21 protein-coding genes and 2 pseudogenes are annotated in these 25,650 nt (G+C 58.9%); 12 read left to right on the plus strand and 11 right to left on the minus strand.

The window, feature by feature from the left end; translation table 11 throughout:
• Positions 1-47: 47 nt before the first annotated feature.
• Complete coding sequence (locus G3N95_RS26225) at positions 48-1,169, minus strand: CapA family protein (protein ID WP_205972985.1); 1,122 nt, start codon at positions 1,167-1,169, stop codon at positions 48-50.
• A gap of 255 nt (positions 1,170-1,424) precedes the next feature.
• Between G3N95_RS26225 and G3N95_RS26230 the strand changes: the two genes are divergently transcribed.
• A complete protein-coding gene (locus tag G3N95_RS26230; RefSeq protein ID WP_205972986.1) occupies positions 1,425-2,252 on the plus strand; it encodes an SDR family NAD(P)-dependent oxidoreductase in 828 nt (275 codons plus the stop codon).
• Between the two features lie 43 nt (positions 2,253-2,295).
• Here G3N95_RS26230 and G3N95_RS26235 read toward each other — a convergent pair whose 3' ends face one another.
• From G3N95_RS26235 to G3N95_RS26245, 3 genes are all read right to left on the minus strand, one after another.
• Positions 2,296-3,462, minus strand: coding sequence for a beta-propeller fold lactonase family protein (locus tag G3N95_RS26235; protein WP_205972987.1), 1,167 nt, complete (start codon positions 3,460-3,462; stop codon positions 2,296-2,298).
• Positions 3,463-3,550: 88 nt separating this feature from the next.
• Positions 3,551-3,952, minus strand: a complete 402-nt coding sequence (locus G3N95_RS26240; RefSeq protein ID WP_205972988.1) for an OB-fold domain-containing protein — start codon at positions 3,950-3,952, stop codon at positions 3,551-3,553.
• A 5-nt stretch (positions 3,953-3,957) separates the two neighbouring features.
• Positions 3,958-5,127 (minus strand): thiolase domain-containing protein, encoded by a 1,170-nt coding sequence (locus G3N95_RS26245; protein WP_205972989.1) that lies wholly within the window; start codon positions 5,125-5,127, stop codon positions 3,958-3,960.
• A 355-nt stretch (positions 5,128-5,482) separates the two neighbouring features.
• Between G3N95_RS26245 and G3N95_RS26250 the strand changes: the two genes are divergently transcribed.
• From G3N95_RS26250 to G3N95_RS26285, 8 genes are all read left to right on the plus strand, one after another.
• Positions 5,483-5,707 (plus strand): rubredoxin, encoded by a 225-nt coding sequence (locus G3N95_RS26250; RefSeq protein WP_241018946.1) that lies wholly within the window; start codon positions 5,483-5,485, stop codon positions 5,705-5,707.
• Between the two features lie 200 nt (positions 5,708-5,907).
• Positions 5,908-7,275 (plus strand): MFS transporter, encoded by a 1,368-nt coding sequence (locus tag G3N95_RS26255; RefSeq protein WP_241018947.1) that lies wholly within the window; start codon positions 5,908-5,910, stop codon positions 7,273-7,275.
• A gap of 46 nt (positions 7,276-7,321) precedes the next feature.
• Positions 7,322-9,172, plus strand: a complete 1,851-nt coding sequence (locus G3N95_RS26260; RefSeq protein WP_205972990.1) for an NAD-binding protein — start codon at positions 7,322-7,324, stop codon at positions 9,170-9,172.
• A 60-nt stretch (positions 9,173-9,232) separates the two neighbouring features.
• Entirely contained in the window at positions 9,233-10,315 is a 1,083-nt protein-coding gene (locus tag G3N95_RS26265; protein WP_241018948.1) for an amidohydrolase family protein, read from the plus strand.
• Positions 10,316-10,680: 365 nt separating this feature from the next.
• On the plus strand, positions 10,681-12,057 hold the full coding sequence (locus tag G3N95_RS26270; protein WP_205972991.1) for an MmgE/PrpD family protein: 1,377 nt from the start codon (positions 10,681-10,683) through the stop codon (positions 12,055-12,057).
• Between the two features lie 97 nt (positions 12,058-12,154).
• Complete coding sequence (locus G3N95_RS26275) at positions 12,155-13,129, plus strand: tripartite tricarboxylate transporter substrate binding protein (protein WP_346778410.1); 975 nt, start codon at positions 12,155-12,157, stop codon at positions 13,127-13,129.
• A 74-nt stretch (positions 13,130-13,203) separates the two neighbouring features.
• A complete protein-coding gene (locus G3N95_RS26280) occupies positions 13,204-14,904 on the plus strand; it encodes an NAD(P)-binding domain-containing protein (protein WP_205972992.1) in 1,701 nt (566 codons plus the stop codon).
• Positions 14,901-16,331 carry an aldehyde dehydrogenase family protein gene (locus G3N95_RS26285; RefSeq protein ID WP_205972993.1) on the plus strand — a complete coding sequence of 477 codons (1,431 nt, stop codon included), beginning with the start codon at positions 14,901-14,903 and terminating at the stop codon, positions 16,329-16,331. The genes G3N95_RS26280 and G3N95_RS26285 overlap by 4 nt, the downstream gene beginning before the upstream one ends.
• A 268-nt stretch (positions 16,332-16,599) precedes the next feature.
• Here G3N95_RS26285 and G3N95_RS26290 read toward each other — a convergent pair whose 3' ends face one another.
• Positions 16,600-17,667: an amidohydrolase family protein gene (locus tag G3N95_RS26290; protein ID WP_205972994.1), complete on the minus strand. Its 1,068-nt coding sequence runs from the start codon at positions 17,665-17,667 to the stop codon at positions 16,600-16,602.
• A gap of 118 nt (positions 17,668-17,785) precedes the next feature.
• A complete protein-coding gene (locus G3N95_RS26295) occupies positions 17,786-19,120 on the minus strand; it encodes an MFS transporter (RefSeq protein ID WP_205972995.1) in 1,335 nt (444 codons plus the stop codon).
• 220 nt (positions 19,121-19,340) lie between these two features.
• On the opposite strand from G3N95_RS26295, the gene G3N95_RS26300 reads away from it, so the two are divergent.
• The gene (locus G3N95_RS26300) at positions 19,341-20,309 is read left to right on the plus strand and encodes an NAD(P)-dependent oxidoreductase (RefSeq protein WP_205972996.1); all 969 of its coding nucleotides are present in this window, start codon (positions 19,341-19,343) and stop codon (positions 20,307-20,309) included.
• A 96-nt stretch (positions 20,310-20,405) separates the two neighbouring features.
• On the opposite strand, the gene G3N95_RS26305 is transcribed toward G3N95_RS26300, so the two are convergent.
• From G3N95_RS26305 to G3N95_RS26320, 4 genes and pseudogenes are all read right to left on the minus strand, one after another.
• On the minus strand, positions 20,406-21,587 hold the full coding sequence (locus G3N95_RS26305; protein WP_205972997.1) for a porin: 1,182 nt from the start codon (positions 21,585-21,587) through the stop codon (positions 20,406-20,408).
• Positions 21,588-22,015: 428 nt separating this feature from the next.
• On the minus strand, positions 22,016-22,348 hold the full coding sequence (locus tag G3N95_RS26310; RefSeq protein ID WP_205972998.1) for a carboxymuconolactone decarboxylase family protein: 333 nt from the start codon (positions 22,346-22,348) through the stop codon (positions 22,016-22,018).
• Positions 22,349-22,658: 310 nt separating this feature from the next.
• A pseudogene (locus G3N95_RS26315) lies at positions 22,659-23,063 on the minus strand (type 1 glutamine amidotransferase domain-containing protein); the annotation flags it as partial.
• Between the two features lie 73 nt (positions 23,064-23,136).
• A pseudogene (locus G3N95_RS26320) lies at positions 23,137-23,826 on the minus strand (DUF932 domain-containing protein).
• A gap of 285 nt (positions 23,827-24,111) precedes the next feature.
• Between G3N95_RS26320 and G3N95_RS41055 the strand changes: the two are divergent.
• Complete coding sequence (locus G3N95_RS41055; RefSeq protein ID WP_346778411.1) at positions 24,112-24,309, plus strand: hypothetical protein; 198 nt, start codon at positions 24,112-24,114, stop codon at positions 24,307-24,309.
• A 142-nt stretch (positions 24,310-24,451) separates the two neighbouring features.
• Positions 24,452-24,835 carry a hypothetical protein gene (locus G3N95_RS40660; RefSeq protein ID WP_241018949.1) on the plus strand — a complete coding sequence of 128 codons (384 nt, stop codon included), beginning with the start codon at positions 24,452-24,454 and terminating at the stop codon, positions 24,833-24,835.
• A 224-nt stretch (positions 24,836-25,059) separates the two neighbouring features.
• Here G3N95_RS40660 and G3N95_RS26330 read toward each other — a convergent pair whose 3' ends face one another.
• The gene (locus G3N95_RS26330; protein ID WP_205972999.1) at positions 25,060-25,518 is read right to left on the minus strand and encodes a hypothetical protein; all 459 of its coding nucleotides are present in this window, start codon (positions 25,516-25,518) and stop codon (positions 25,060-25,062) included.
• Positions 25,519-25,650: the final 132 nt, after the last annotated feature.

Genomic DNA, 25,650 nt, shown 5'->3' on the forward strand with positions numbered 1-25,650 from the left:
TGACTACCCTTCACTCTGATGGTTGAACGGTTGATGCAGCAGTTGCCTTACTGCGCTGTGACTACGACTTCATCGCCCTCGATCTCGAACCGGTGCGGCATGTCTTCCGAGGCCCATTTCATGTATTCGACGACTTCGTCGAATCGCGGATCGCCTGCGCGAAGCACCTCGGGGCGATAGCGGCCGTCGAATTTGACGGGAAGAAACGAGACCTTCGCGACTCCCTGGGGGGAGACGTACGCTTTTGCGAGTAGCGCGAGCGTGCAGTCTTTGCCGTAGGGCATCAGAGGGTATTGCGGATCGAGGTCCATGAAGTTGCGCACTGCACCCTGCGCCCACGCAGGCTCGTTCGTCCAGGCGGGGGCGGCGAAGGACTTCGTCATCGCGAAGACGCCAAGGCTGTAGAAAATGACCTTACCCCTGTACACCTCGATGGCTTTGGGGATGTGCGGAGCGTGTCCGACGACAAGATCGGCGCCCGCGTCGATCGCTGCGTGGGCGACGTCGACCTGATAGTCGGAGACGATTCTCGGAAGACGGATTGCGCCGGCGTGATACGCCAGTATCACCACGTCGACCTGCTTGCGCAGAGCGGCGATGTCCTCCGTCAGCCGGGCAAGATCCTGAGGGTTTGGCGAGGTCCATACGCGTACCGGCTGGTGGGGCCCACGCGGCTCGTAAGTCGTTTTGATACGGATGTTGACGACCCCGGGTTTCCCTTTGCCTGCGTCGGTCCCGGCAGTGGCTACCGACGTGTAGCCGAGATAGCCGACGCGCACGCCTGCCTTTTCAACAATCGCCGGCTGACGGGCCTCGTCCAGATCGCGTCCCGCACCGGTAACCTGAAGACCGTTATCGAGGAAAAGCTTTCGGGTGTCGAGCATGGCTTCCGGACCAGCGTCGAGACTGTGGTTGTTCGCCATCGTCACGGCGTCGAACAGACCGCCCGTAAAAAGCGTCGACATTTCAACCGGCTGACAGACCTGAGGCGCGTGGTCCGACTTCACTCCACGTGTGGAGTAGGTCCGCATGCAGTTCACGAAGCGGAAATCGGCCTCCCGCAGGGCGGGCGCTACCAGTTCCGTATAGCCTTCGATGGGGAACCCTTGCTCTGGCCCATGGGTGGGACCGCAGTCGCCACCAATCAGAATCGATGCAAGCCGTGTCATTCCGCCTCCTTGTGCATGTTGCCGGCCGCCTGCTAAACGGCTCCCGTTGAAAGGCTAGCGCAACCCGCCATCCGTGGGAACCCGAAAAAACGCGCCGGCGATTGATGTGTGAAGTTTCGATCAGTGAAATCAGTATTGATTATAGGAACCCATGATAGCATCTGACGACGCGGCGATGTACGCGAATACAGCTCGCGCGCTTCTGTTTTGCGCGCGACGTGTTTCGTTGTGACTTACAACACGAAGGAGACAACGGTGGCTGATACTGATGGCTGGACCTCGAACGCCCGCCTCGCCGGCAAGGTGGCGGTCGTGATCGGGGCGGGACAGAGTCCGGGTGAGGGCGTAGGCAATGGACGGGCGGTCGCGATGCGTTTCGCGAGGGAAGGAGCGCGCGTGCTGGCCGTCGACAGATCGGTGGAATCAGCGCAGGAGACCGCACGAATTATCAGGAACGAGGGTTTCGAGGCTGATGCGATCGGCGCTGACGTTGCGCATGAGGATCAACTCGCGGCGGCCATTCATGGCGCCAGACAGAAGTGGGGGACCGTCGACATCCTGCACAACAATGTCGGCGTCAGTCTGGGCGGCGGCGACGCCGACCTGATGGATATCACAGAAGAACGGTTTGACAACATCTGCCGCATCAATCTGCGCGGCACCGTGTTTGCGTGCAAACACGCGGTGGCGATCATGCGCGAGCAGCGATCGGGCGTGATCGTCAATGTCTCGTCGGCCGCTGGACCTGGAAAGTATCCCTATGTCGCCTACAAAGCGACCAAGGCTGGCGTTATCGCATTCACGGAGCAGCTCGCGCTGCAGAATGCTCCGCATGGCATCCGCGCCAATTGCATCCTGCCAGGGCTGATTGCCACCCCGATGGCGGTCGATACGCGAGCTCGCGAATGGAACCAGAGCAGGGAACAGGTCCTGGCAGAACGGGACGCGAAGGTCCCGCTCGGCCGTCAAGGAACCGCATGGGATGTCGCGAATGCCGCCCTGTACCTTGCGTCCGACGAGGCGTCCTTCGTTACGGGCGTGTCATTACTTGTCGACGGCGGCCGGATTCTGAACCGCATCTGAAAGTGAGCGGAGGCAGCGCAGAAGCTGCCTTTCGCTTCTTCCGTCAGGCTACCGCAACAATGCTCATCCAGTACTGCAACTGACCATCGTGCGTGTCCACCGGGTATTGATGGGCGTACTCGAGCGAGCCGTCGTCGCGCACCCGGAATACCGTGAGAGCCGCCGGGATAGGCTTGATCTCGCCCCCGACCTTTACCGCGAGCGGTTTGATGCTCGCCGTCACCAGTAGTCTGCCGGTAGGATCACACGCAAAAGTACGAACGTGAATGCTTCGCGTGCCGGCATGCTCCACGAGCGTCGGCTCACCTGTCAAAGAGTTGATCCTGAACACCGCGATGGTGTTCTCGCCGCCTGCAAAAACCTTCTGGCCGTCGATTTCCTCAGTCCGGTCGGCGCGGTTTGCCACGTATACGTATCGACCCGAGGGGTGGACATGGATCGGACCGCCCAGTTGCCGGGCGTCTACGCGGTCCGGCGCCTCAAGGAGGCTGCAGCGGTATGCGGGTTCACTCGCGATGGTGCTGTCCGTGATCCGGAACATGTAAAGCTGGTTGGTGCGCTCGTCCGAAACGTACATCCACGGTCGTGTCGGATGAAAGTCGACGTGCCTTGGGCCGAAACCGTAACCGCGATCCGGTGCAATCACGTCGCCCGATGAGAGGACGCCGCGCGAAAGGGGGAACAGCCTCAAAGCGCCGGGATCCTCTGGCTTGTCCGGTCGGGCGTGGTTCCCCCGGTCGACGATTAACGCGGCCTGTGCCGATGGCAGCACGCGAACCTGATGAGGGTAGGCCCCGCAGTCAGGGGCGGCGCTCTGGGTAACGGGCTCGCCGATGGTGCCGTCTTCCAGAAGGGCGTGAATCGTTAGACCGCTGCGTGGAAAGTTGTGTGCGCTCAGAAGGTACTTTCCCTCCGGATCTACGCAGACATGGACAGCCCGTCGGTCAAGCGGGCGCGATGGGCCATGCCTGGTCAGCGACCCGTCGCGGCCAATCCGGTACGCACTCACGTGGTTGAAATCGGAGGGTACGCGCGGACCCGCGGCGCTGGTTGCTACGTAAAGATACGGGCCGCCTGGATGGCGCCAGGCATACTGGACTTTCGCGGCTGTCCGGATGCTTTCCCGTCGGGTCAGGGTTGCCGCAGCGACGTCGACATCGTAGCGCGTCAGGGTGTCGTCGACGGCACTGAAAAGCGAAATGAGGCTCATTGCTTGAGGCTCCAGATTGCGGAGTAGCGGGCGGTTTCGCCGTCCTTATCACTGTTGCGCGACGGCCCGCCCGATCGAGGATTGCGTGTCAGACCGGCGTGAACATCGGGATAGCGACGCCGCTTTCCGATCTCTTGAAAACTACCTGAACCCGTTGGCCAATTGCGATCGCGTCATAGTCGGTGTTGACAATATTTGTGAGCATCTTCGGACCCTCGTCCAGCTTCACGTAAGCGATGCAATAGGGCGCTCCGGCGCCCCGCCGCATGACGCTGTACGAGTAAATCTCGCCAGTTCCGGAGGCCTCCTTCCACGTCAGATCGGTGCTCCAGCAGAAGGGGCACAGGGACCGGGGATAGTGATGAGGCCGGCCGCAGCTCGTGCAGAACCTGAGCAGCAACTGCCCTCTATCGGCAGCCTCGAAATAAGGCTCGTCACCGGGATTGATAGCGGGATCCTTGATCACGCGTTCTACGACGGTTGAAGTCATGCGAGTTACTCCCTTTCAAGGATCACGGTTGCGCCGCCATGGCGACTTCCAATTGCGCCGCCGATGCCTGTAGCCAGGGCAAGCGTGCAGTTCGGGACCTGTACCGACGGATGGGCCTCAGCGCGCAACTGTCTTACCGCTTCGATAATTTTCGTCATTCCGCCGCGATTCGATGGGTGGTTGTTACAGAGGCCGCCCCCGTCGGTGTTGAAGGGAAGCTTTCCCATACCGGAGATCAGGTTGCCATCGGCGACGAACCGGCCACCTTCGCCCTTCGGGCAGAACCCGAGGTCCTCGAGCTGCAGGATCACCGTGATGGTGAAGCTGTCGTAGATAGACGCGTACTGGATGTCGGCAGGCGTCACTGCGGCCTCTTCAAAGGCACGTGGCCCGGTCCACGCGGCTGTCGTGTAGGTCAGGTCGATGTCCCCACCCGTCAGGTGCTTCGCCGATTCACCGCATCCGAGCACCCGAACGCGCGGGCGTGAAAGCGACTTTGCGATCTCAGGTCGTGCAATGACGATAGCGCCCCCGCCGTCGCTGACGACGCATGAGTCAAGCCGGTGAAGCGGGTCCGAGATCATCGGCGATGCCAGAACGTCCTCGACGGACACAACGGAACGCAGCATCGCGTGCTCGTTGTATTGCGCGTGGTGGGACGCGGCCACCTTAACCCATGCCAACTGTTCGTTTGTCGTCCCGAATTCGTGCATATGGCGTTTTGCCGCCATCGCATACAGGTTGAGCGGTACGGGGCTGTATGGAATTTCAAACGGAGCGTCGGGAAGATTGGTGCCCCTGTTGCGCACCTGTGTTCCGGCGCTCCCCTCGGAGTTGGGCCGGCCCGCAAGCGTCACGAGCGCGACATTGCACTTGCCGGCCGCAATTGCCTGCGCGGCATGCGCCACGTGGATCAGATATGAGCAGCCGCCCATGTCTGTCGAATCGATGTGGCGCAGCCTCGTCAGATTCAGATAGTCCGAGAGCGACCACGGGTTTGCGCCGGGCGCGTCGCCTGCGCAGAAAAAACCGTCGATGTCGTCGCGTGTAAGACCGGCGTCCTCGATCGCGCCCTTCGCGACTTCAGCATGAAGCTGGGCGACCGAGTGATTGGGAGCCTTGCGCAACGGGTGTTCGTAGGCACCGACGATATAAGCCTTGCCTCTGATGGTCATACGGTACGTCTCCTGTCTCAGTGATGCATCCGCAGCGACAAACCGCCTTGTCGCCCGGGATGCTCGAGGTTTCGATGACTGTGCTTTTTGTTGTCTCAAGTTCCGATCAGTGGAATCAATGCTATCAGTCAGAACCATGATACCATCGCTTCACGCTTGAAAGTTCTTCTGCGAAACGGACTGAAAATCGTGGAATGACGTGCTCGCGCTTAGTGGAGGTCGCCGCAGGTGGATGTCACCCCGCTGGCTTCATCGGCGCGGCTGCCCGAGCCGGAGGCTGCTGATCAGGCGACACCTGATGGCCCGGCATCTGTATGTGGGTTGTCAGCGCTGGCGCGCTGTCATGGAGAGGATCATGATTGAACAGGTGAAAGAAGTGACTACGGAAATTGCTGCGTCTCAGCCGCAGGCGGAATTCAGGATCTGGCAATGTGCACTGTGTGGCTTCATTTACGATGAGGCGGAAGGCCTGCCGTCGGAAGGCATTGCACCAGGTACGCGCTGGGAAGATGTGCCGGACAATTGGGTTTGCCCCGAGTGCTCGGTAGGCAAGGCCGACTTCGATATGGTGGAGGTCTAGGTCTTCAGGGCGAGGTGCCAGTGTGTGCCGTGGCTAGGCACGTCCGGCACGCGACACCCGCAGCGCATCCGTTACCCGGACCGCAGGCACGAGACGCATGCAGGCAACGGTTGAATGACGGCTTCAGGGCTGGTGGAGCCCTGAACTGCCAGTTCGCACAAAAACGACTCAGCCGCAGAAGACGGTTGAAGGAGACACCCATGAACCATTCAGTGCAGCCGCCCATCGAAAAATGGGGCGAAGGCTTCGCAGGCAGTCCGGTCGTAACCGACCAGCAGATTCAGCACACGTATCGCAAGGTTGCGTTCCGACTCGTGCCGTTTCTTTTTCTATGCTGGGTCGTCAACTACCTCGACCGGGTCAACCTCGGCTTCGCGAAGATGTCGCTATCCCAGGATCTTGCACTCTCGGACGCGGCTTACGGTTTGGGGGTCGGGCTGTTTTCGATCGGCTACGTGCTTTTCGAGGTACCCAGCAACCTGATGCTCGAGAAAATCGGGGCGAGGCTCACCATGACCCGCATCATGGTCCTCTGGGGCGCAGTAACGTGTTCGATGATGTTCATCCATAACACTACCCAGTTTTACATTGCGCGCATCCTTCTCGGTGCCGCTGAAGCAGGTTTTTACCCAGGGCTTCTTCTTTACCTTACCTACTGGTTCCCGTCGGCCCGACGGGCGCGGATCACGTCGCGCTTCCTGCTGTCGATTGCCGTTTCGGGAATTATCGGCGGCCCCATCGCAGGCTGGATCCTTCACAGCTTCAACAACGTGGCGGGACTGCGTGACTGGCAGTGGCTTTTCCTGCTTGAGGGGATGCCGGCGGTCCTGCTCGGCGTCATCGCTTACTTCTATCTCGATGACAGGCCGACGGACGCGAAGTGGCTGACCGAGGCCGAAAGGCAGATCCTGATCGACAACATCCAGGCAGACAGGAAGTTCAAAGGATCGACGGGCCATCAGGGGCTGCTCGCGGTTCTGCGGGATCCGCGCGTCTACGTGGTCGTACTCGCGTCTCTGGTTACGCCAATGCTTGGCATCGTGATGAATTACTGGATCCCCACGATCATTCATCGGGCAGGGGTGAAAGACATTCTGCATGTAGCGCTGCTTTCGGCGATACCGTCAATCTTCGGGGCAATCGGGATGGTTCTGATCGCGCGCCATTCCGACAAGCGCGTAGAAAGACGCTGGCACTACTTCTTCTCGATTTCGATCGGAGCAGTTGGTCTCGTGCTGCTGCCTCAGGTGGGCAGCAACCCCGTGCTGACGATCGGATGCCTGTCGCTACTCGGCATCGCCTACTACGCAGGCAGTACGATGTTCTGGACGATTCCACCCGCATATTTCTCGGCCGCATCGGTCGCAGCGGGGATAGCGTTAATGAGCAGCCTTGGACAGGCAGGGTCGCTTCTTACACCAACCTGGCTCGGATGGCTCATGACGAATACCCACAGCATTGCGATCGGGCTGTACACCATTGCGGCAATCGCGCTCGCTGGTGGTGTGATCATCCTGGTCGGCGTACCGGCCGCTGCGCTGCGGGAACGTCAGGACACCTCCATTTAATCACCATCCCGGTTTCGGGTATGAGCTAACCACGGTAAAAGAGTGCATGGACACGGCAGAACTGAAAGCAGAATCCGATCTCGGCACGTCGATCGGGTTCATCGGACTTGGCGCCATGGGAGCGCCCATGGCGCGCCACCTTGCCCGCCAGGGCTACAGGCTGATCGTCAACGACTTCAACCGTTCCGCGGTCGACTCGGTCGTCGCGCTTGGCGCGCAGGCGGCGGCTTCGGCCAGGGAAGTGGCAGATCAATGCAGCATCGTCCTGCTGTGTCTGCCGTCTCTGCCGGCGATCCGCGATGTCGTCTTCGGTGAGGCCGGTGTTGCCAGTGGTTCTGCGGTTCGCGTCGTGGTCGATTTTTCGACGACGGGAGCGAATTTCGCCAGGGAAGTTGCCGAGGGTCTCGCGGCCCGCGATATCGCGCTGCTCGATTCTCCGATCACCGGAAATGTCACGACGGCAGGTAATGGCACATTAGGAATCATGTGCTCGGGGCCACGGGCAGCATACGAACAGGTGGCTACGGTCATGTCGACGCTTGCGAGTGCCACCGTGCTCTACCTTGGTGAAGAATCGGGTAAGGCACAGACCCTCAAACTACTTAACAACCTGTTGTCCGCAACGGGAATGGCGTCGACGTGCGAGGCGTTCATCCTGGGCGTCAAAGGTGGACTTGCGCCGCGACGGATGCTCGAGATCATCAATTCGGGAGACGCGAGTTCCAGTGCCTCACGGAACAAGTTCGCGCGTTCAGTGTTGCCCCGCCGCTTCGATTTCGGCGCGCGGATGGCGATCACGGCGAAGGACATCAGCCTGTCCGTCGAAGAAGCGCAGAGTCGCGGCGTTCCAATGTGGGTGGCGCAGACCGTCCAGCAGATCTGGAAGTTCGCCTCCACGCAGGGAGGATACGACCGCGATGGCACCTCCCTGATCACCTACCTCGAACCGTGGGCTGGCATCGAGGTTTCCAGCCCCGAAGAGGAGCCGTCCTGCCGGATTTCGTTTCCTGAGCCCGCGCATCGATCGCTGGTGCTGATCTGCGCCCTCGCGGACGTCCGCGCGCTCGCCGACAGACTGGTCGCGTCAGGATACAGCAGCCAGCATGACGATGAAGACGTGCATGTGATCCGTTTGGGGTTGCCGTACGCTTCCCGGATTACCGTGACGCTCCTCGGCGTAGCAGAGGGGCAATCTGAAGAGTCGATGGCGGTCGGTATTGTAAAGGCTGCTCACGGCGGCGCCGCAGTTGTGAACATGTGCGCGATGGCCATGAGCAAGGCTGTCAGGATGAAGGCGCTGCTTGGTCCGGAGATTCCATATTGCGACGCGCTTCACACCGGCACACATCGCCAGATTGCGGCAGGTGACGGCGTGATCATCGTGGGCGGGGACGCATTGGCCATTCAGGCTGCGGGCCACGTGATTGTGAACCTGTGCCGCGACGCCTTCCAGATTGGCTCGGCAGCCGGCGCCGCGCATCTGATGCTGAACATCCATGCGTCGTTGTTCGCGACGCTGCTGGTGGTCACCAGCGAAGCGTACGTTGCCGGCGCCAAGGCAGGATTGACGCCCGGGCAGATGGCGAAAATCATGGGCATTGAGACGGGGCGCAACGCGGCAAGTTCGCGAATTCTGCCTGACGAGGTGGCAACGGGCCAATTCAACTACGGCTTCAGCCTGGGCGAAACGTTCTCCCGACTCACCGCTGCGACCGACGAGGCGCGTCAACTCGGTGTGACGACCTGGATCTTCGACAAGGTACGGGGTATCTACGGTCTCGTGCAGGCGTGCTCCTGCCCGACCGATGATGTCACGGCCGTGGCAAAACAGTATGAACGATGGGCTGGCGTTGAAGTGAGGAGTGCCGCATCGATCGCTGTCGAGCCTGTTCGGTAGGACGCACGATGCACACTGCTTCCCGGTTTCAGTGGAATCTGTCGCAAAGGTTGGTACAGCATGAACAGGAATGAAGTGATGCAGTCCCCCGGAACTGCAGGTGTTGCGTTCAAGGGAACGACCCACCGCCAGATCGCCGAACTGGCGAAGTGGACCGACCTGCTGCGCGAAGAGGCGCTCGAGCCGGAGCTTCCCATCATCGATCCGCATCATCATGTCTGGGATGACGAACGCGGACGGTACATGTCCACGGAACTGATGCACGATCTGTCGAGCGGTCACCGTATCGAAGCGACGGTATTCGTGCAGTTCAAGTCGGGATACCGGAAGAACGGCCCGGCGTCGATGCAGCCCGTCGGCGAGGTTGAGTTCGCGCGTTCGTTCGCCGATGCATGCGCGATTCGGATGCCTGACGGGCCACGACTGTGCGAAGGGATCATCGCTCACGCCGATCTGACGCTCGGAGACGAAGTGCAGCCTGTGCTAGATGCGATGGCAGTGGCCGGAGGCAAACGGCTCAAGGGCATCCGGCATGGCGCTACCTGGGACAGCGGCAGCGCCGGGTATGGGCGGACCTTCGCAAAGCCCCATCTTCTCTCCGACGCAGCTTTCCGACGCGGATTCGCAAGGCTCGCGCCGATGGGGCTCACATTCGATGCATGGCTTTTCTACCCGCAACTGCCTGACCTGGTGTCGCTACTGCACGATTATCCCGATTCCCCGGTCGTCATCGATCATGCGGGAGGCGTCCTCGGCGTCGACCCGCACACCGATCGTGCTGCCGTCTTCGACATCTGGCGCGAGAACCTGAAGCAGGTCGCCGGGTGCCCGAACGTATCGGTCAAGATTGGCGGGCTGGGGATGCTTTACACAGGATGGGATTTCCATCTTCGCGACACGCCGCCGTCCTCCGAAGATCTGGCAACACGCTGGAGGCCGTACGTCGAAACCTGCATAGACCTGTTCGGTCCCGAACGATGCATGTTCGAAAGTAACTTCCCGGTCGACAAGCAGACATGCGGCTACGGCGTTCTCTGGAATGCGTTCAAGCGGATCACCGGACGCTTCTCCGCGACAGAAAAGCTGGCGCTCTACAGTGGCACCGCAGCGCGGGTCTACGGGCTTGAGCAACCGATCGCGTGACGCAGTCGTAGGCGTCCCTTCACCGTACCGCTACCCGCATCGGTTGCCGCCAACGTAGGCTCGCAGGTGGGAGGGCCGCCCTGGCCACCACCTCTATCGGCGCGAGTCCTGCTGACCGACCGGCGATTCGGGCGAGCGCGCTTCGCTCCTTTTTTGTTTCTGCCTAACGCAAGGAACTGCAACGCTCAGTCGATTTTCTAGTTTCACTGATTGAAACGCGTTTCTTTTTTGTTGACTCGAATCCTGTTGCGGTCGTAAAGTCAAATGAACGGGTTCCGTTCTCGCCAGCTTTAGTTCACATCCGGAAAAGCGGTCCCGACAGACCCGGCAAGCAGGGTCAGCAAAAATATCAACAGGAGACGGATTTGTCTTATCGCACTGAAACAGTTGCCCAGCGCTACGGCCGCTTCATCGCGGATGCGGATCTTGGAAGCTTCCCGGGCGACGTCGCAGAATACGGAAAGATGCTGGTGGCGAGCACTCTGGCGAGTGCAGCGCTGGGATCGACGCTGCAATCGAGCAAACTGATCAGGCAGCTCGAAAAGGAGCGCGGCGGATTGCCCGTCAGTACGGTCTGGTTTGGCGGATGGGACCGGCTACCGGCCGTCGCCGCCGCGCGCCTGAACGCCCTCATGAGCGATGCGGCCGCATCTGATGACAGTGACCTTCGCAATATCGTTCACAGTGGCACACAAGCATGCGCGGCCGCTATCGCCGTGGGTGAAGCGTGTAACGCAAGTGGGACGCAGGTGTTGGAGGCGGTCGTCACGGGCTACGAAGTTGCGGGAAATATCAACACCGCGATGATCGGTGGCCTGCAACGCAAGGGGTTTCATGGTTGTGTGGTCGCGACCTTCGCTGCGGCTGCAGCGGCGGCACGCCTGCTCAAGCTGCAACCAGATCAGGCTGCACATGCGCTGGTGCTTGCCGCGACGTCGCTGGGAGGGCTGCATGCCGTGGCTGCAACGAGCCTCGCGCGCGAGTACCACGCGGGCAATGCAGCGATGATGGGCGTGTCGGCCGCCGAAGCGGCGAAGCATGGATATACCGCAGATCTGGCTGGTTTCGAGATGCCGAGGGGTTTTTTCGACACGCTCGGCACGGGCAACCACGCACAGGACGTTGTCGGGCAGCTAGGCAGCAAGTGGAGTCTCCAGGCAGAACTGGGCATCAAGCTGGTACCTGGAGGCTCTCCATTCCATGCGGTTGCGGAAGCCGCAGCCATCGCAGCGGGAGAGGGCGATCTTGATGTGGCCGACATCAGGGAAATCGAATTCACGCTGCCTGACTACCCGTTTCCCGGTCCGAAGCACCCAACCGATCTGATCGGTATCGCCCATAGCCCCTTCTACTTCGCGGCCGCGGGCGCGGCAGACCGCGAGTATGGCTGGCAGCATGCGCTTCCTGAAAAGATCGCAGATCCACGCATCCGCTCGCTCTTCGATCGTGTCACGCGGCTCGACTATGACGTTCCGAACAAGACCGACTTCAAGAGCGGAGCGATCGTGCGGATCACGACGGTTGATGGTGCACTCCACGAGGCTTCTGTTCTGGCGCCGAAGGGTGCGGCGGTTCGTGGCATTCACTGGCCCGAACTCAGGCAGAAGTATGAGGCGCTCATGCCATACGGAGGGGTGAGCGCAAAGCAAGTGGGGACGAGTTTCAGCCAGATCCAGGACTTGAACGCCCTGACATCCATCCGCGACCTGACCGACACGATAAAAGCAGATATGCCGTCGTGAGAGGAGACTTGCGCCGCATTGGCGTAATTGACTTAACTATCGCGCAACTCAGCCTCCATATCCTGCTGTCGCGCGAAACTGAAGTGAGGAGACGCAAGTGAAAACTTTGAACAGGATCGCAATCGGGGTGCTCGTCGCAGCAACGAGCACTTTTTCCAGCATCGCGTCGTCAGCCGAATTCCCGTCCCGAACGATAAGGATTATCGTCCCCGTCTCGGCCGGTGGATGGGGCGACGTCACGACCCGGGTCGTTGCACAAAAGCTCGGCGAAGTGCTCGGGCAGTCGGTACTCGTAGACAACCGGACTGGCGCAGGCGGGCTGGTTGGAATTCGTTACACGAAGGAGCAGTCGGCGGACGGATACACCCTGATGTCTACTGGCAGCACCCTCTCCATCCAGGAAGCAGTTAACAAGGAGCCGGGATATGACGCCCTGAAGGACTTTATTCCGGTTGGGACCATCGCACGTTCTCCCGCCCTGGTCATCGCCGGTGCAAAGTCCAGCTACAAGAGCTTTAGTGATCTCGTCGCCGACGCGAAAGCGCATCCTGGGCAGATCAGTTTTGGTTCGGCCGGGATTGGGACAACGACGCATATCGCTGCTGCGATGATGCTCAAACAGGCAAACCTCCAGATGCAGCATGTGCCTTATAAGGGCAACGGTGCAGCGATGCCTGATGTGATTGCGGGACGGGTGAGCTTCATGGTTGACGCGTACGGTAGTAGTGCTGCTGGCCTTCATGGCGGACTTCTCAAAGCTCTCGCTGTCACGAGCGATTCGCGCCTTCCCGTGTTGGCAGACGTCCCCACCACCGCACAGCAAGGTCTGCCGGGCTTCACCTATTTCTACTGGCTCGGACTGTTCGCGCCCGCAGGAACGCCCCCGGACGTCATCAAGAAGCTGAACGACGCCATGGCGAAGGTGCTCAGCGATCCGGGCTTGAAAGCAAAACTGGAAGCCCAGGGCACGGAGCCGTTCTACAAGACCACGGCGGATTCCGCTGCGTACGTGAAAAAAGATCTGACCGACAACCAGGACATGATCAAGACGATGGGAATTCCCAAGCAGTAGTCGCGTAAAGGTTAGGGGCAATGATGCGATCGGTCGTGTGTGTCGGAAAACCATCTGGGAGATGGTTGCCTGCGTTGCAGAAGCTGGATGCCTTGACGTGGGCGAGCGCGGGCAAAGAACAGGGCGCCTGGTTGTTGGCTCTCGATCCCAGGTGCGTCCTGATCTCCTCCGACGTGAGTCCCGAGTTCAGGAGGCGGATTCTCACGGGCTGGAAGCCGGCGTCGAACGTCGTAGTCGTGGTGCTGGCTGACGAGTATTCGCACGAGGGGGACCTCTGTCTCGAGACGACGGCGCACGTACCGGTCGTATCGGCCGCATTGTCGCTCGATGAGAAGGCTGGGGGACGAGTTTTTCTGTCGGGTGACGCGGCGGCGAGTGAAGTTGCCGCGTCGATCTTCGCGCAAATGTCGCTGGACCCGGTGTATTGCGGATCCCGTGCACAGGACGCCCGGTTGATCGCACTAATGCAGCATGCAATCTGTGCGGTCGGCCGGATGGTGGTCATTGAAGCTGCCGGCATGGGCGTGCGCGCAAGTTTGCCCATAGACCTTGCTGCGTCGGTGATTGCTCGCAGCAGCGGTCGCAGCCGGCAGGCAGACATATTTTTTGATGGCCTGCTTCATCGGGATCGCGATGAGGCGGGTGCGTCAGGGGCGGTCACGAGGATGCTGGGAAACCTCGTCGACGTGGCGATGACACTGGGCCTGCCGCTTCCCCTGACTTCAGCCGCCCTGGCTCTGTTAAGCCTGGAACCGGTCGCTGGCGTCGATGACGGACCGCCTGCCGCCGCTCCGTTCGCGCGCTATGAACGGCTCGTTGGATTACGAAGGGACCGGGTCGTCACCAGTAACGCAGATGAGTCTGCGGGAGGCGATCCCTCGCTTGCGCCTGTTATCGGCTACGTCGGGCTGGGAGCGATGGGTAGCGCTCTGGCAATGCAGGCCCTGCGGGTTGCCCGGGAACTCCATGTTTACGATCCTGATCCTGCGAAGGTCGAGCAACTGAAGAGGGAAGGGGCATGTGCTGCTGTGGACGTCTCCTCTCTTGCTTCGGTATGCGACCTGATCTTTCTTTGCGTTCCCAGTGCGAAAGAGGTTGAACAGATCCTCTTTGGCGCCGGTGGGATGTATGCGGCCCTGGGCCGCGGAAAGATAGTGATCGACCAGACGACGTGCAGCCCAGCTGAAACCGTTCGCTTCGGCGAGCGACTTGCGGTTGCGGGGGTGGCGATGATCGACGCTCCGGTGACGGGTGGGCCAGACGGAGCCCGCAGTGGTGGTCTGGTTACGATGTGCGGCGGCCAGGAGGCGGCGTTTTCCCGCGTGAGGCCGGTACTCGAAGCGATGGGGGGCGAGGTTGTGTATTTCGGTGCGCCAGGTTCCGGGCAGGCAATCAAGCTTGTCAAGAATTCACTTGGTGCGGGCAACCGGCTGATCGTCTATGAAATGTTGTCCATTGCAGCAGCTTCCGGCTTGCAGATCGACACGTTGCGCGCTGCGCTGTCGACAGGTGCGAGCGCCTCGGGTGCGCTTGACCGGATCCTGCGCTCCATCATGACAGGCTCTCCCACTGCGGACGCAAGTCTCAGGACCGTGGTTAAGGATCAACAACTGATCGGCCGCATGGGGCGCGCTGCCGGGTCGCCTCTACCCCTGCTCAATGTGGCAAGGACGGTGCTGGAGGCCGGATCAAGAATGTTGGGACCGGCGGCACAGATCGATGAGATCGGCCGTCTCTACGGAATTGAATCTTTTCAAGGAATCGAGAAATCATGAAAAAACTTGACCGGTTTTACATCGACGGGAAATGGACGAAGCCTGCAGGTACGGACCTCTTCGAACTGATCAATCCCGCAACCGAAGAAGCATACGGACACGTCACCCTCGGAAACGCCGAGGATGTCGACAGGGCAGTTGTTGCAGCCCGGCGAGCATTCGCATCCTTCTCGCAATTGAAGAAAGAATGGCGGATGGAAATCCTGAGCAGCATTGTTGAGTCGCTGCTGCGCCGGGAGTCGGACCTGATGGATGCGGTAACCGAAGAGATGGGCGCTCCCAGCAGTTTGAAGGGGCAGACGGGCACCGCGGTTCAGGCATTCCGACAGGCGATCGTCACGCTGCGCGACTACTCTTTCGAGCATATGCTCGGCGACAACGTGGTTCGCCGCGAGCCCATCGGTGTCTGTGGCCTCATCTCCGCATGGAATTGGCCTTTGCAGCTGATGTGCCAGAAGCTGGCATCTGCATTCGCAGCAGGTTGTACGGTCGTTGCAAAGCCGAGCGAATTCACTCCGCTCAGTGCTGTTGTGCTCGCAGAGGCGCTTGACACTGCGGGATTGCCGCCGGGCGTGTTCAATCTGGTGAATGGAGATGGTCCGACCGTTGGCGAGGCTATTTCACGTCATCCCGGCATTGATATGGTTTCGTTCACCGGGTCCACTCGTGCCGGCGTGATGGTGGCTCAGGCTGCGGCCGGCACCGTGAAGCGTGTGTGCCAGGAGCTAGGTGGGAAGTCCGCAAACATCATTCTGCCCGACGCGGATCTTGCGGCCGCTGCGCGATTTAATGTTTCTCGAGGCTTCTCGAATACAGGGCAGTCCTGCCATTCGCCAACTCGCATGCTTGTATCGGAAAACCAGGCAGACGAACTGATTGCGCTGATCCGGGAGGAAGCTCAGTCGGTGAAGGTAGGCGACCCGAAGAATCCCAGGACAACTATTGGACCTGTTGTCAATCGGGCACAGTTCGAACGGGTTCAGCACTTTATCGAGCGCGGTATCGAAGAAGGTGCGAAGGTGGTCACGGGAGGCCCGGGTCGCCCAGAGGACATCAAGAAGGGATTCTTCATTCGCCCAACAGTATTCTCGGACGTCCGCCCAGACATGTCGATTGCACAGGAGGAAATCTTCGGCCCCGTACTTTCCGTCATCACGTATCGCGATATCGATGATGCTGTCGAAATTGCCAACGGAACCCGCTATGGTCTGGGCGGATATATCTTCTCTTCGAACGTGGAGAAGGCTCGCCAGGTCGCTGAGCGCATGCAGGCCGGCCGCATTTTCCTCAACGGCGCGCCATCGAACAACGTTGCGCCGATGGGTGGCTACAAGCAGTCCGGCAATGGCCGGGAGATGGGGGTCTTCGGACTTGAAGAATATCTCGAAGTAAAGGCGATGCTCGGGTTCGCGAGCTCGGCGGGATAAGCGAAATTCCATCGCGCCGAGAACCTGAAGCAAATGAGAACTCGGCGCCTCAACAGTGCGTAGTTTCCTGGAGCAGCTTACAAAGTGGCGGCGCAAAGCACAGGGTTTGCCGGCGCGAGTGCGCCGGCTTTTTTTCGCTAATGACGATAATGTCGCCGGTTTCCTTGTCCGTCCATGTGTAGTCAGGACGAGGTCGCCCCAAGGTCAGTGCTTATGCACTGAGCTCGGCTTGGCACGCTGTCCGGTTTGTCCAGCGTGTTGACGGATGTCAGGACTTTGCGATGGTTACAGGAAGCTGGGGCAGATCAAGACGATAGATTCGCGCTGCAGTATCTGAGAACAGGTTCCGGCGTTCGGCGGCGGTAAGATCGGCAGCGATTTTCTTGTATGCGTTCCAGATCACGCTGTAGCTGCACATCGCCTTGTCGACCGGAAAATTGCTTTCAAACATGCAGCGATCGGGACCGAAAAGATCAATGCACAGGCGCATGTAAGGCTTCCACGCTGCGACGAGATCGTCGGACGATGGCGGCAACGTCCTTTCGTTGAATCCAAACCCGGCGTATCGCATGGCGAGCCCGCCCAGCTTCATCACTGTATTTGGGAGAGCAGCAAGTTCCTCGACTCGCGAACGCCATTCCGCGAAGACCTCCGTCCGCTTGTCTTTGTACGGGCCGATACCCAGTGGGCCACCAGTATGATTGATGACCACAGTTAAATCCGGGTGGTCACGGCAAAGCTGGGCGACATCTCTGAGTTGCGTGAAGAATGCCCATAGGTCTAACGTCATCCCCATTTTATGGATGCAGGAGACAGCCGCTCGCGTTGGTGCGGCCCTCAGTAAGCCCTCAGGGTTGGCCACTGGCAGGATCTCGCGGCTTTCATGCCATACGACCGTTGGTCGTATTCCCCTGAACCGGCCAACCCCGGCCTCGATGTGCGCCTCGAGCACCGGCTGGACGTCGTCACCAAGCAGGATGTCCACAGTGCCTACGATTCCCGCGCAAATGTGAAGCGACGTGTCCGATCTATTCCTTCCGGTTGCGAGTTGGCGGACGAACTCCGTCTCCCCAACCGGCTTCAGTGATTCCGGGCCGTGCTCTCGATACATGCTTCTGCACTGTACATGTACGGTCGAAATGACGTTATGACCAGATGAAAAATCAGCGATGGCTCGGTCTGCCAGGTATCGATCGCCGGGATGGTCCCACAAGTGGTGGTGGGGATCCACAATCAACAGTTCTGGTTCGAGAATTTCTTCGGAGCGCAATGCCAGCCAGTCACTTCGTACCGTCGGGTGTGCCTTGAGTACAGCTTCAATTGATTCGTCAGACATGTGTGATATGCGATGACCTGGAAAGCGAGAAGGGCAACCGTGTTCACGGTTGCCCCGAGGTGACAAGAGCCGGCTTACGGATACGTCGGCGCTTGTGGTGATCCTGATATCCGGAAATTCAGTGCGACGTGTTGATCTGTCGATTCTCGGACGGCTGAGCCTCGAACTTTCGCACCAGCGAGTAGTGCGGTTTGCTTGCCATGATGGCAATTAAACTGACTATGCCAATAATCATGGTGTACCCGAAAAACACCCGAATCCCTCCGTGCTGATATGCGATTAGCGCAGTTGCAATGATTGGCAACGGGCCTCCGAAGATGGCTCCAGACATCTGGTAACCGGCCGAGATCCCCGTGTACCGTACCGAGGTCGGGAACATGTCAGAAAACAGCGATGCCTGAGAGCTGTGACATGCTGCATGACCGATGCCAAGAACCCAGACATAACCGGCAACCATCCCTGCATAGGATTGTGCTTCCACCGCGAGACAGAACGGGATAGCACCCGCGAGAAGCGCACAGATACCCCAGACGAAAACTTTTCGGCGACCGATTGCGTCGGACAGCATTCCGTAGATCGGGATCGTAACCATCTCAACCGCTGCACCAATCGAGACTGCGATGAGCATATCGGCTTGGGGCATCTTGAGCCTTGAGACCGCGTACGACACCATGGCGACGGCGCATGTGTAGAAAAACGTGTTTGGCGCCGCTTGCGCGAACAGGACGCCGAGCAGCTGACGCGGATACTCGCGCAGTACGGTCATCACCGGCAATTTTTCGATGTTGCCAGACGCTTTCGCTTTCACAAACGCAGGAGACTCAGCCACCCGGTTGCGGATGTAGATGCCAACCAACAGCATGGCGGCGCTCAGGATAAAGGGTACGCGCCAGCCCCATGCCAACAACGCCTGCTTGTCGAGAGCCGTCATGGCAAGGAAGGTAAGATTCCCTAACAGGAGACCGAAAAAGGCAGCGCTCTGCGGAACGCTGCCAAAGAGGCCACGACGTTTTTCGTCAGCGTGCTCGACGACCGCCACGATCGCGCCACCGTATTCCGCTCCCGCCGACAGGCCCTGTACGATGCGCAGCAGCACGAGCAGGACAGCGCCGATGTAGCCTGCGCTTTCGTATGTCGGCAACAGCCCGATCAGGGTCGTCGCCGCCCCCATGATAATGAAGCTCCACAGCAACGTCGTCTTGCGTCCAATCTTGTCGCCGAGGTGCCCTGCAATGACACCGCCGATAGGGCGCACCAGCCATGCGGTTGCAAACGTCATGAAGCCGAAGATCGTTCCCATCGTGGGATCGACGGCAGGAAAAAACAACTTGTTCAGAAACAGCGCCGAAACCGTGCCGAAAATGAAAAAGTCGTACCACTCAATAGTGGATCCAATGAAAGTCGACGCAATGATGAGTCGCTTTTGACGTGCAGTCGATGCAGGGCTTGCCATCTTTTTGTCTCCGTGATTTGAATATACTTTGGCCGTCGGTTAGGGGCGCGACCTTCTCACGAATCTAGTTCGTTTACCCTATCTGGTCAATATTCCGGAATTTGTTCCGATCATCGAAACTTATGAGTTCGGGCGGTGATCCCGCATAATGTTTGAAAGGACGAGTTCGCGCCGAGTACGGGATGTTGCAGGTCTTTCGGTCAATCAATCAGGGAAAGTCATGAAGGTTCTTCTTACCGGCGGTGCGGGATTTCTCGGTACTTACATCTTTGCTGAGCTCGAAAGGAATGGTCATCACGTTTGTGTATATGACCGGGCCGATATCCCGCCGGATCTTGCATCGATTTCCCCAAATCTCTCGAGGTCGCTTGTCTTCGGTGAAATCTCGGATTCGGAGAACTTCGCTGCCGTCTGCAGCGACGTCCAGCCAGAAGTAATCGTGCACGCTGCCGCACGCGTTGGATTTGAGCCGTCGATCGAAGATCCGGCCAGTTTTTACCAGACCAACGTTATGGGGTTTGTCAACGTCTGTGAGGCCGCCCGGAAAGTCGGGGTTCGAAAAGTTTTGCTAATCTCCAGCAACACTGCCTGCCACGCAGGGGTTGGGTCTATCCAGAAGGAGAGTGATCCCGCATTTTCGATCTTTAAGGCCAATCCGAGCGCTCACTACGGCACAACGAAAATGATCACCGAGGCGATTGGCATGTCCTATGGGCAATTTCACGGAATCGAGTTTCTCGCACTGCGCATCGCGGCCGTCTACGGGTTCGGAATGCGAACACCGCTTTATATCAAGCCGATGGTTGAAAACGCAGTTGATGGTAAGAAGACTGTTTTCAGGACCGGTGGCCGGATGAAGCGTGACCTCACGCACGTACTGGACGTCAGTCGCGCTGTCGTGAAAGCTGTCGAGGTGCAACGACCGGGTGCTGACCAGTCGCACATAATCAACGTTGCAGCGGGCAACTTGGTCGCTCCTTCCGAGATTGCCCGAATTGTTCGCGAGACGGTTCCCGGCGCGGATATCGCGATCGGCGATGAGTTGACAGATCTCGAAGAAGAAAACCTCAAGACGCGGGTGCCATTGGACATCTCGATGGCTCGCTCTGTTCTCGACTGGACGCCCATCTTTCAGATCGAGGACGGAATTTCGGAGTATGTAGAAAGGTACCGGATATTCAAGGGATAACGAACACTTCGGGATTATAAAAACGCGAATAGCCGGGCAGATGCAAAAATGCCCGGCTATTCACGTGCGCTTCGAAACTCGAGCGGTTAGAGAAACTTAGAATTTGTGACGGATGCCCAGCCGAACGGCGACTTGGCGATTGGAAGTCGAAGGCGTCAACTGGTTGATCGACGCAACAGCCGTTCGCCCGGTTGAATCGGTTCCTCGCGCCTCTTGGAACGTTGCGACTGTGTACACGTCGGTTCGCTTGGAAAGAAAATAATCCAGACCGGCCGACCCTTGATTGTAGATAGCCGATCCGTGACCCGATGCGCCGCTGTTGTGCGTGTACACATAAGCCAGGCCTGCAACGAGCGCAGGTGAGATCTGATACTTGAAGTTTGCTTCGGCAATGTTGAATGTTGCAGTACCCGCGATTCCACCGGCGGGTACCGGTCCGGAAGTCCTGTCACCAAGACTCATGAACTTGGTGTTTGAATAGGTAAGTCCGAACGTCGCAGCACCGAACGTGTACGCTCCACCTGCGCCGATAACCTGCAAGGTGTGAGCAGAGGCATATCCCGAGATAACCGGTGAAGACCCAAAGTTGGAACCGGGCACACCGCCGGTAGTGGCTGCCGGTGATCCGCCACTGCCATAGAATGAAACATTAGGATTGCGGACATTAAGGTAACCAACTCCCGCGAGCAACGGACCATTGGCGTAGTTGGCTCCCAGCGACCAGATCTGATTGCGGCTGATGTTACCCGCCACGCCCCCCAGGGAGTACGCGCCGCCAAACGTGAACCCCCCGATAGCCTTGCTGGTGTACTTGATCTCGTTGTTAACGCGGTTTGTATTATTAAAATTGTCGAGGTCCGAGGGGTGAGCGGCCATGTATCCGCCCCACTGATCGCCAACTTCAAACTGGCCCAGATTGTCGACGACGAGGTCGTATTGTCGACCGAGTGTTACTGTGCCGTATGGGCTCGTCATCCCAACGAACGCCTGCCGGCCAAAAATGAGGCCACCTTGGCCCATCTTGCCGTTGTTCACATCGAACCCGCTTTCTATCGTGAAGATCGCGGCAAGTCCACCTCCAAGGTCTTCACGACCTTTCAAACCCCAACGACTGCCGTTGAGGACGCCGCTCGATAGGTTGTAGAGACGCTCGCCACCAGCGTTGCTGTTGTAATTGACCCCCTCATCGATGATGCCGTAGAGCGTCACATTGCTCTGAGAAAAGGCTGCGCAACTGAATGTGCTGACGGCAGCAAGTGCGAACAACTGCTTTTTCATTACCTGTCTCCGATGTCTTGTACTTGATAGATGTAGATCTTCAACTAATCAACAGCGTGTCCTTAACGTTGCCTGTGAGGCTGCTGGTGCCATCTATGAAACTAGATGCTGGTCAAACAGGAACCACGCTCATAGAAATCTATTCGCGGCTTCGCCGACAGTCAAATAAATGGAAATGGTTCCGATAAGTGAAACCTGGTGCGGGGTCTTATATTGGATCTTCCCCACAGGCGAGAGAACAGCCGAACCTCAAGAACGCTTCATGAAGGTCGATACGGTGCGCCCCAAAGTGTCTTGCTCAGTTCGCTACCATATCCAAATCGTTACTTTCTGCGTTTTCGCATTTGCTTCGAGCCTTCAGACATGCGGGGTGGACTCTTTAAGCTTGCCGACAGGGACCGCTTTGAAAGTAAGGGCGGGGTTGCGATCTACGATGCACCTTTCTGGTTGCAGACGTCATCTAACCAACCAATTGAACGGGCCACTTCACACGCAATCAGAGTTGCGCCGAAGCCGATCATGAGTGCCGCTCGCAAAGTGTCTTTGGTTGCGCCATGATCCAACGCACGACGCGCGTGAATCTTGAAAGGATCTTCGTGCCCCAATACGGCGAACTGGGCCACAAGTACGATCTCGCGCACGCGTGCATCGAGAGCAGGGGATGCCAAGATTGTCGCGCGCATCCTGTCATAGTGCAGCATGGTTTCTGGAGCCGCCTGCGACAATCGTAGGGAAGATGGTGTTCTGGATTTCGTCGACATGGAAGGTTTTTCGGAGGAGTCGTTGCTGGAAGAGATAGGTGACTGCGGTCGTGCACTGCTCGTGTGGCTCGGTTAGCAACAAGAGATTGCGACAGCTTTGAATAGTGGCCGACTTCCACAGGACGACACACTATGTCGGCTCTTAAGATCGCGCAAAAAATAGAACATTATTCCGCTTATTGAAACTCGCTGATTGACGTCATTGACACCGAAGAGCGACCGACGACCGTTATATCTAGCTACTGATGGTCAAGCCCGGTCCAGCTAGCTGACTTGGTTCCAGAGCGGGTGCGATACTAGCTAACCGGGTTTATGCCCTAGTTGCGCGGATCGCACGTTGCAGATTGGCATGACTGAACATGCCGCTGGCGGTCAGATAGAGGCCATGGCAGACCGCCGAGACGATTCCGCCCGCCTCCCAGATCGACCGGATGACCCTTTGCACGGCCTCACTGTCGGCGAAGTCCCACATCGTGCCGTGGCCCCCGGCGAAGAAGACTGCCGAGTAGCGCGAGGGGTCCACGTCGCCAAGGATCTGCGTGCTCGCCAGCGCATCGCGGAACGAACGGTCCTTCCAATAGCGGTCGATAACTGGATCGGAGAGATCGAAGAAGTCAATCGGTGGATGGCCGCCGCGGATCGAGGCAATCTCGACAGGTATGCCGGCCTTCTCGAATACGTCGAGGGGATGGGTCAGCTCGACCATCGCGAAGCCTCCCGTCAGGACTCGACCCGGAGAGGAATCCTGATGGATGAGACGAGAGGCGGCCTTCGTGTCCCTTTCGTGGCTACGCCTTCATCTGGCGCATGGCGTCCGCGAACATCCAGAGGGCGCGGTTGAGCTTCACGTTCTGGTCGATGCCGGTGATGGGGCGGGTGGACATCGAGCGGCCCGTGCGCGAGCGTCCGTGCAGGCCGCCTTTAGTGAGGTTTTCCTGGGCGCGGTTGAAGACGGTTCAGAGGTCGTCGCGGCGATCCTCGAAGCGGCGCGGGGCGAGCAACTGGCTGTCGGTGACAGGGGCCGGTGCCTCTGCGTCGGTCGGGTCGTAGCGCAGCGCAAGTGCGGAGCGGGCGAATGCGTGCTGTTCGTCGCCGTCGAGCGTGACGGCGCGCATGCCTTCCTTCTGTTCGCGGATCAGGTCGAAACCGTCGAGCACGTCGAATGCGCCGTTGATCACGTTCTGGACGATGTTGCCCTTGTGCGGGACGCGGATATCGGCGACGTCGTCGCCCGCTACCGTGCCGTTCTGGCAGACAAAGCGCAGTATTCCTGCGAGCATCTGGTAACTGCTGGTGCCGTCCTCCCGGATCGCGATGTACTTATAGTTGGCAAAGTGCGACCGGATGCTGCAGGATTGGCAACTCGGCGTCCGGGGGGGCGATTGAAGCCATTCCCGGGAGCCGAACAATCTCGTGAGGCGTGGAATAAGGGCAAGCCGGTCGAAGCCGCCGCTGAGGCTGAAAGACGTCTGGGCCACGCGGATTTACCTTCAGAACGCTCATGCTGTCCGCGATCTCGCTCTAATCTTGTCAGTTTGCGAGTCCGCGACGTCACGCACGGCAATCAGGTCTTGCCGCGGGCGCAGGTTATCCAGCGAAAGACCCGGCGCCCTATTCAGTTTGAACTGACCGAGTCGACCCGGTAGGCGGTCGGTACGTGGCTTGACAATACTGCCTTGAGGTCGGAGCAGTACCTCTTCCCAAGTCGGCTATTGGCGTCTCCGTATCTTTCAACCTGGTAATACGCACGGATGATACGTCGATTGGCGGATGCAGCGGGGCTTGATCCGACTGCGCACGGCACGCGTTCGCTGCGCCGCACGAAGGCAACCCTGATTTACAAGCGCACGAAGAACCTCAGGGCGGTTCAACTGCTGGTCGGCCATAGCAAGATTGAAAGCACAATCCGCTACCTTGGCATCGATCACCTGCTGGGGCGATCGGCGGTGGTCTATACCTGATCATGGCGACTATGCGGCAAGCTGACGCGACCTCGCCGGCTCGCGTTTGAGGGTTTTCCTTAGCCGCAGGCAGGCAACAATGTCGATGGTTGGCCGTCGGCGGACATGCTAGGATTTCTGTCAAACAACTCCGGAAACTGCTATGCCGTTCATCTGCGAAAACGTTGAATGTCGTGCCGTGCTGGCTCGCGGGCAGGTCAGATCCAGTCACGAGGACGAGGGGTGGTGCTTCTACTGCCCGGACTGCAAAGTCAGGAACGAGTTGAAAGACATCGGTGTACCTGGCGGTCCTGTCGAGTTGGTCCAGCTAGAAAGATCCGACCTTCCGCACAAGGTAATAGCGACAGCTCGACCATTGGAGGACGGCAGGTACGCAGCGCAATTGCTCGTTCAGAGGGCGCTCGGTATGAAAGGAACATATGGGGTTGAGGAACGCTGGGAGCAGCTCGGAGTATTCCTCGACGCGCACGAGGCCGTAGCGCACGCAAAGTCTTTCGCAACAGACCTGCTGGAGCGAAAGGTCTAGTCGAGAGTGGCACGCTGGATTGCTCCATACCAATCAATGCGCGGATCTGTACGGCAGGCCAACGACCGGAGATCCGCGCGACAAACCTGGTGCTTTACGGCGTGCACGCCGCGCAGAAAGCGTTTCAGCGTTCGGTGCGCTCAATAGGCGGTGTAAGCGGATACCGCACCACTCCGAATACTTCACCGTACGGGATGACCGGGTTGAATTCAACCAACCTTAACTCACGAAGCACCACTGGCAGCGAGCTTGACAAAGAGTCTGGCTGCTTCGTTGCCATGGGACAAAGCGCGCAGTGCGAGGGAGAGTGCTAGCTGTGCGTCGTGGGAGACCGCGCTACGATCCTGATCGAAGAGATTGACAGCGTGACGCATGTGCTGCGCCGCCTGCGTGTGAAGCTCCACGGCCGCCGCATGATGTTTTGCCACGTCCGCGGCACTTACGCCTGAGCCGGTCGATGGAGGCGTTATCGACGGCGTATTGGTGCTGTGCGCACCAGCGTCGTGTGCGTGATCGATCGAATGCAACGTGTGGCCATGGGCCATCATCGCCTGATGTGCGGCGTGGGCGAAGTCTCGACCTTCCTCGAAATGCCGGGAAGCCTCGCGGTGATGCCGCGCGGCCTGCTCGTGGTGTGACGCCGCGGCTTCGAGATGCCCCTTCTTGCTATGCTTCGTGTTCACGCCGGCTCCTGTGCAACTTCAGAACTTACTCCGATGGCGACCGATTCGAAGATACAGTGGTGGATCGTAACGAGACCCTAATCTACATCACTCGCGCCTTCTGTGGCATTTGCGTTTCGTGGAAAATCAGCA

The organism is Paraburkholderia sp. Tr-20389 (assembly GCF_017104565.1).
GTDB lineage: Bacteria > Pseudomonadota > Gammaproteobacteria > Burkholderiales > Burkholderiaceae > Paraburkholderia.

Bases quoted from the DNA above. Each gene is read 5' to 3' on its own strand.
- G3N95_RS26265 (WP_241018948.1), top strand. From the start codon at position 9,233: ATGAACAGGAATGAAGTGATGCAGTCCCCCGGAACTGCAGGTGTTGCG.
- G3N95_RS26290 (WP_205972994.1), bottom strand. From the start codon at position 17,667: ATGTCTGACGAATCAATTGAAGCTGTACTCAAGGCACACCCGACGGTA.
- G3N95_RS40660 (WP_241018949.1), top strand. From the start codon at position 24,452: ATGCCGTTCATCTGCGAAAACGTTGAATGTCGTGCCGTGCTGGCTCGC.
- G3N95_RS26305 (WP_205972997.1), bottom strand. From the start codon at position 21,587: ATGAAAAAGCAGTTGTTCGCACTTGCTGCCGTCAGCACATTCAGTTGC.
- G3N95_RS26250 (WP_241018946.1), top strand. From the start codon at position 5,483: ATGATTGAACAGGTGAAAGAAGTGACTACGGAAATTGCTGCGTCTCAG.
- G3N95_RS26295 (WP_205972995.1), bottom strand. From the start codon at position 19,120: ATGGCAAGCCCTGCATCGACTGCACGTCAAAAGCGACTCATCATTGCG.
- G3N95_RS26285 (WP_205972993.1), top strand. From the start codon at position 14,901: ATGAAAAAACTTGACCGGTTTTACATCGACGGGAAATGGACGAAGCCT.
- G3N95_RS26310 (WP_205972998.1), bottom strand. From the start codon at position 22,348: ATGTCGACGAAATCCAGAACACCATCTTCCCTACGATTGTCGCAGGCG.
- G3N95_RS26225 (WP_205972985.1), bottom strand. From the start codon at position 1,169: ATGACACGGCTTGCATCGATTCTGATTGGTGGCGACTGCGGTCCCACC.
- G3N95_RS26260 (WP_205972990.1), top strand. From the start codon at position 7,322: ATGGACACGGCAGAACTGAAAGCAGAATCCGATCTCGGCACGTCGATC.
- G3N95_RS26300 (WP_205972996.1), top strand. From the start codon at position 19,341: ATGAAGGTTCTTCTTACCGGCGGTGCGGGATTTCTCGGTACTTACATC.
- G3N95_RS26245 (WP_205972989.1), bottom strand. From the start codon at position 5,127: ATGACCATCAGAGGCAAGGCTTATATCGTCGGTGCCTACGAACACCCG.
- G3N95_RS26235 (WP_205972987.1), bottom strand. From the start codon at position 3,462: ATGAGCCTCATTTCGCTTTTCAGTGCCGTCGACGACACCCTGACGCGC.
- G3N95_RS26255 (WP_241018947.1), top strand. From the start codon at position 5,908: ATGAACCATTCAGTGCAGCCGCCCATCGAAAAATGGGGCGAAGGCTTC.
- G3N95_RS26240 (WP_205972988.1), bottom strand. From the start codon at position 3,952: ATGACTTCAACCGTCGTAGAACGCGTGATCAAGGATCCCGCTATCAAT.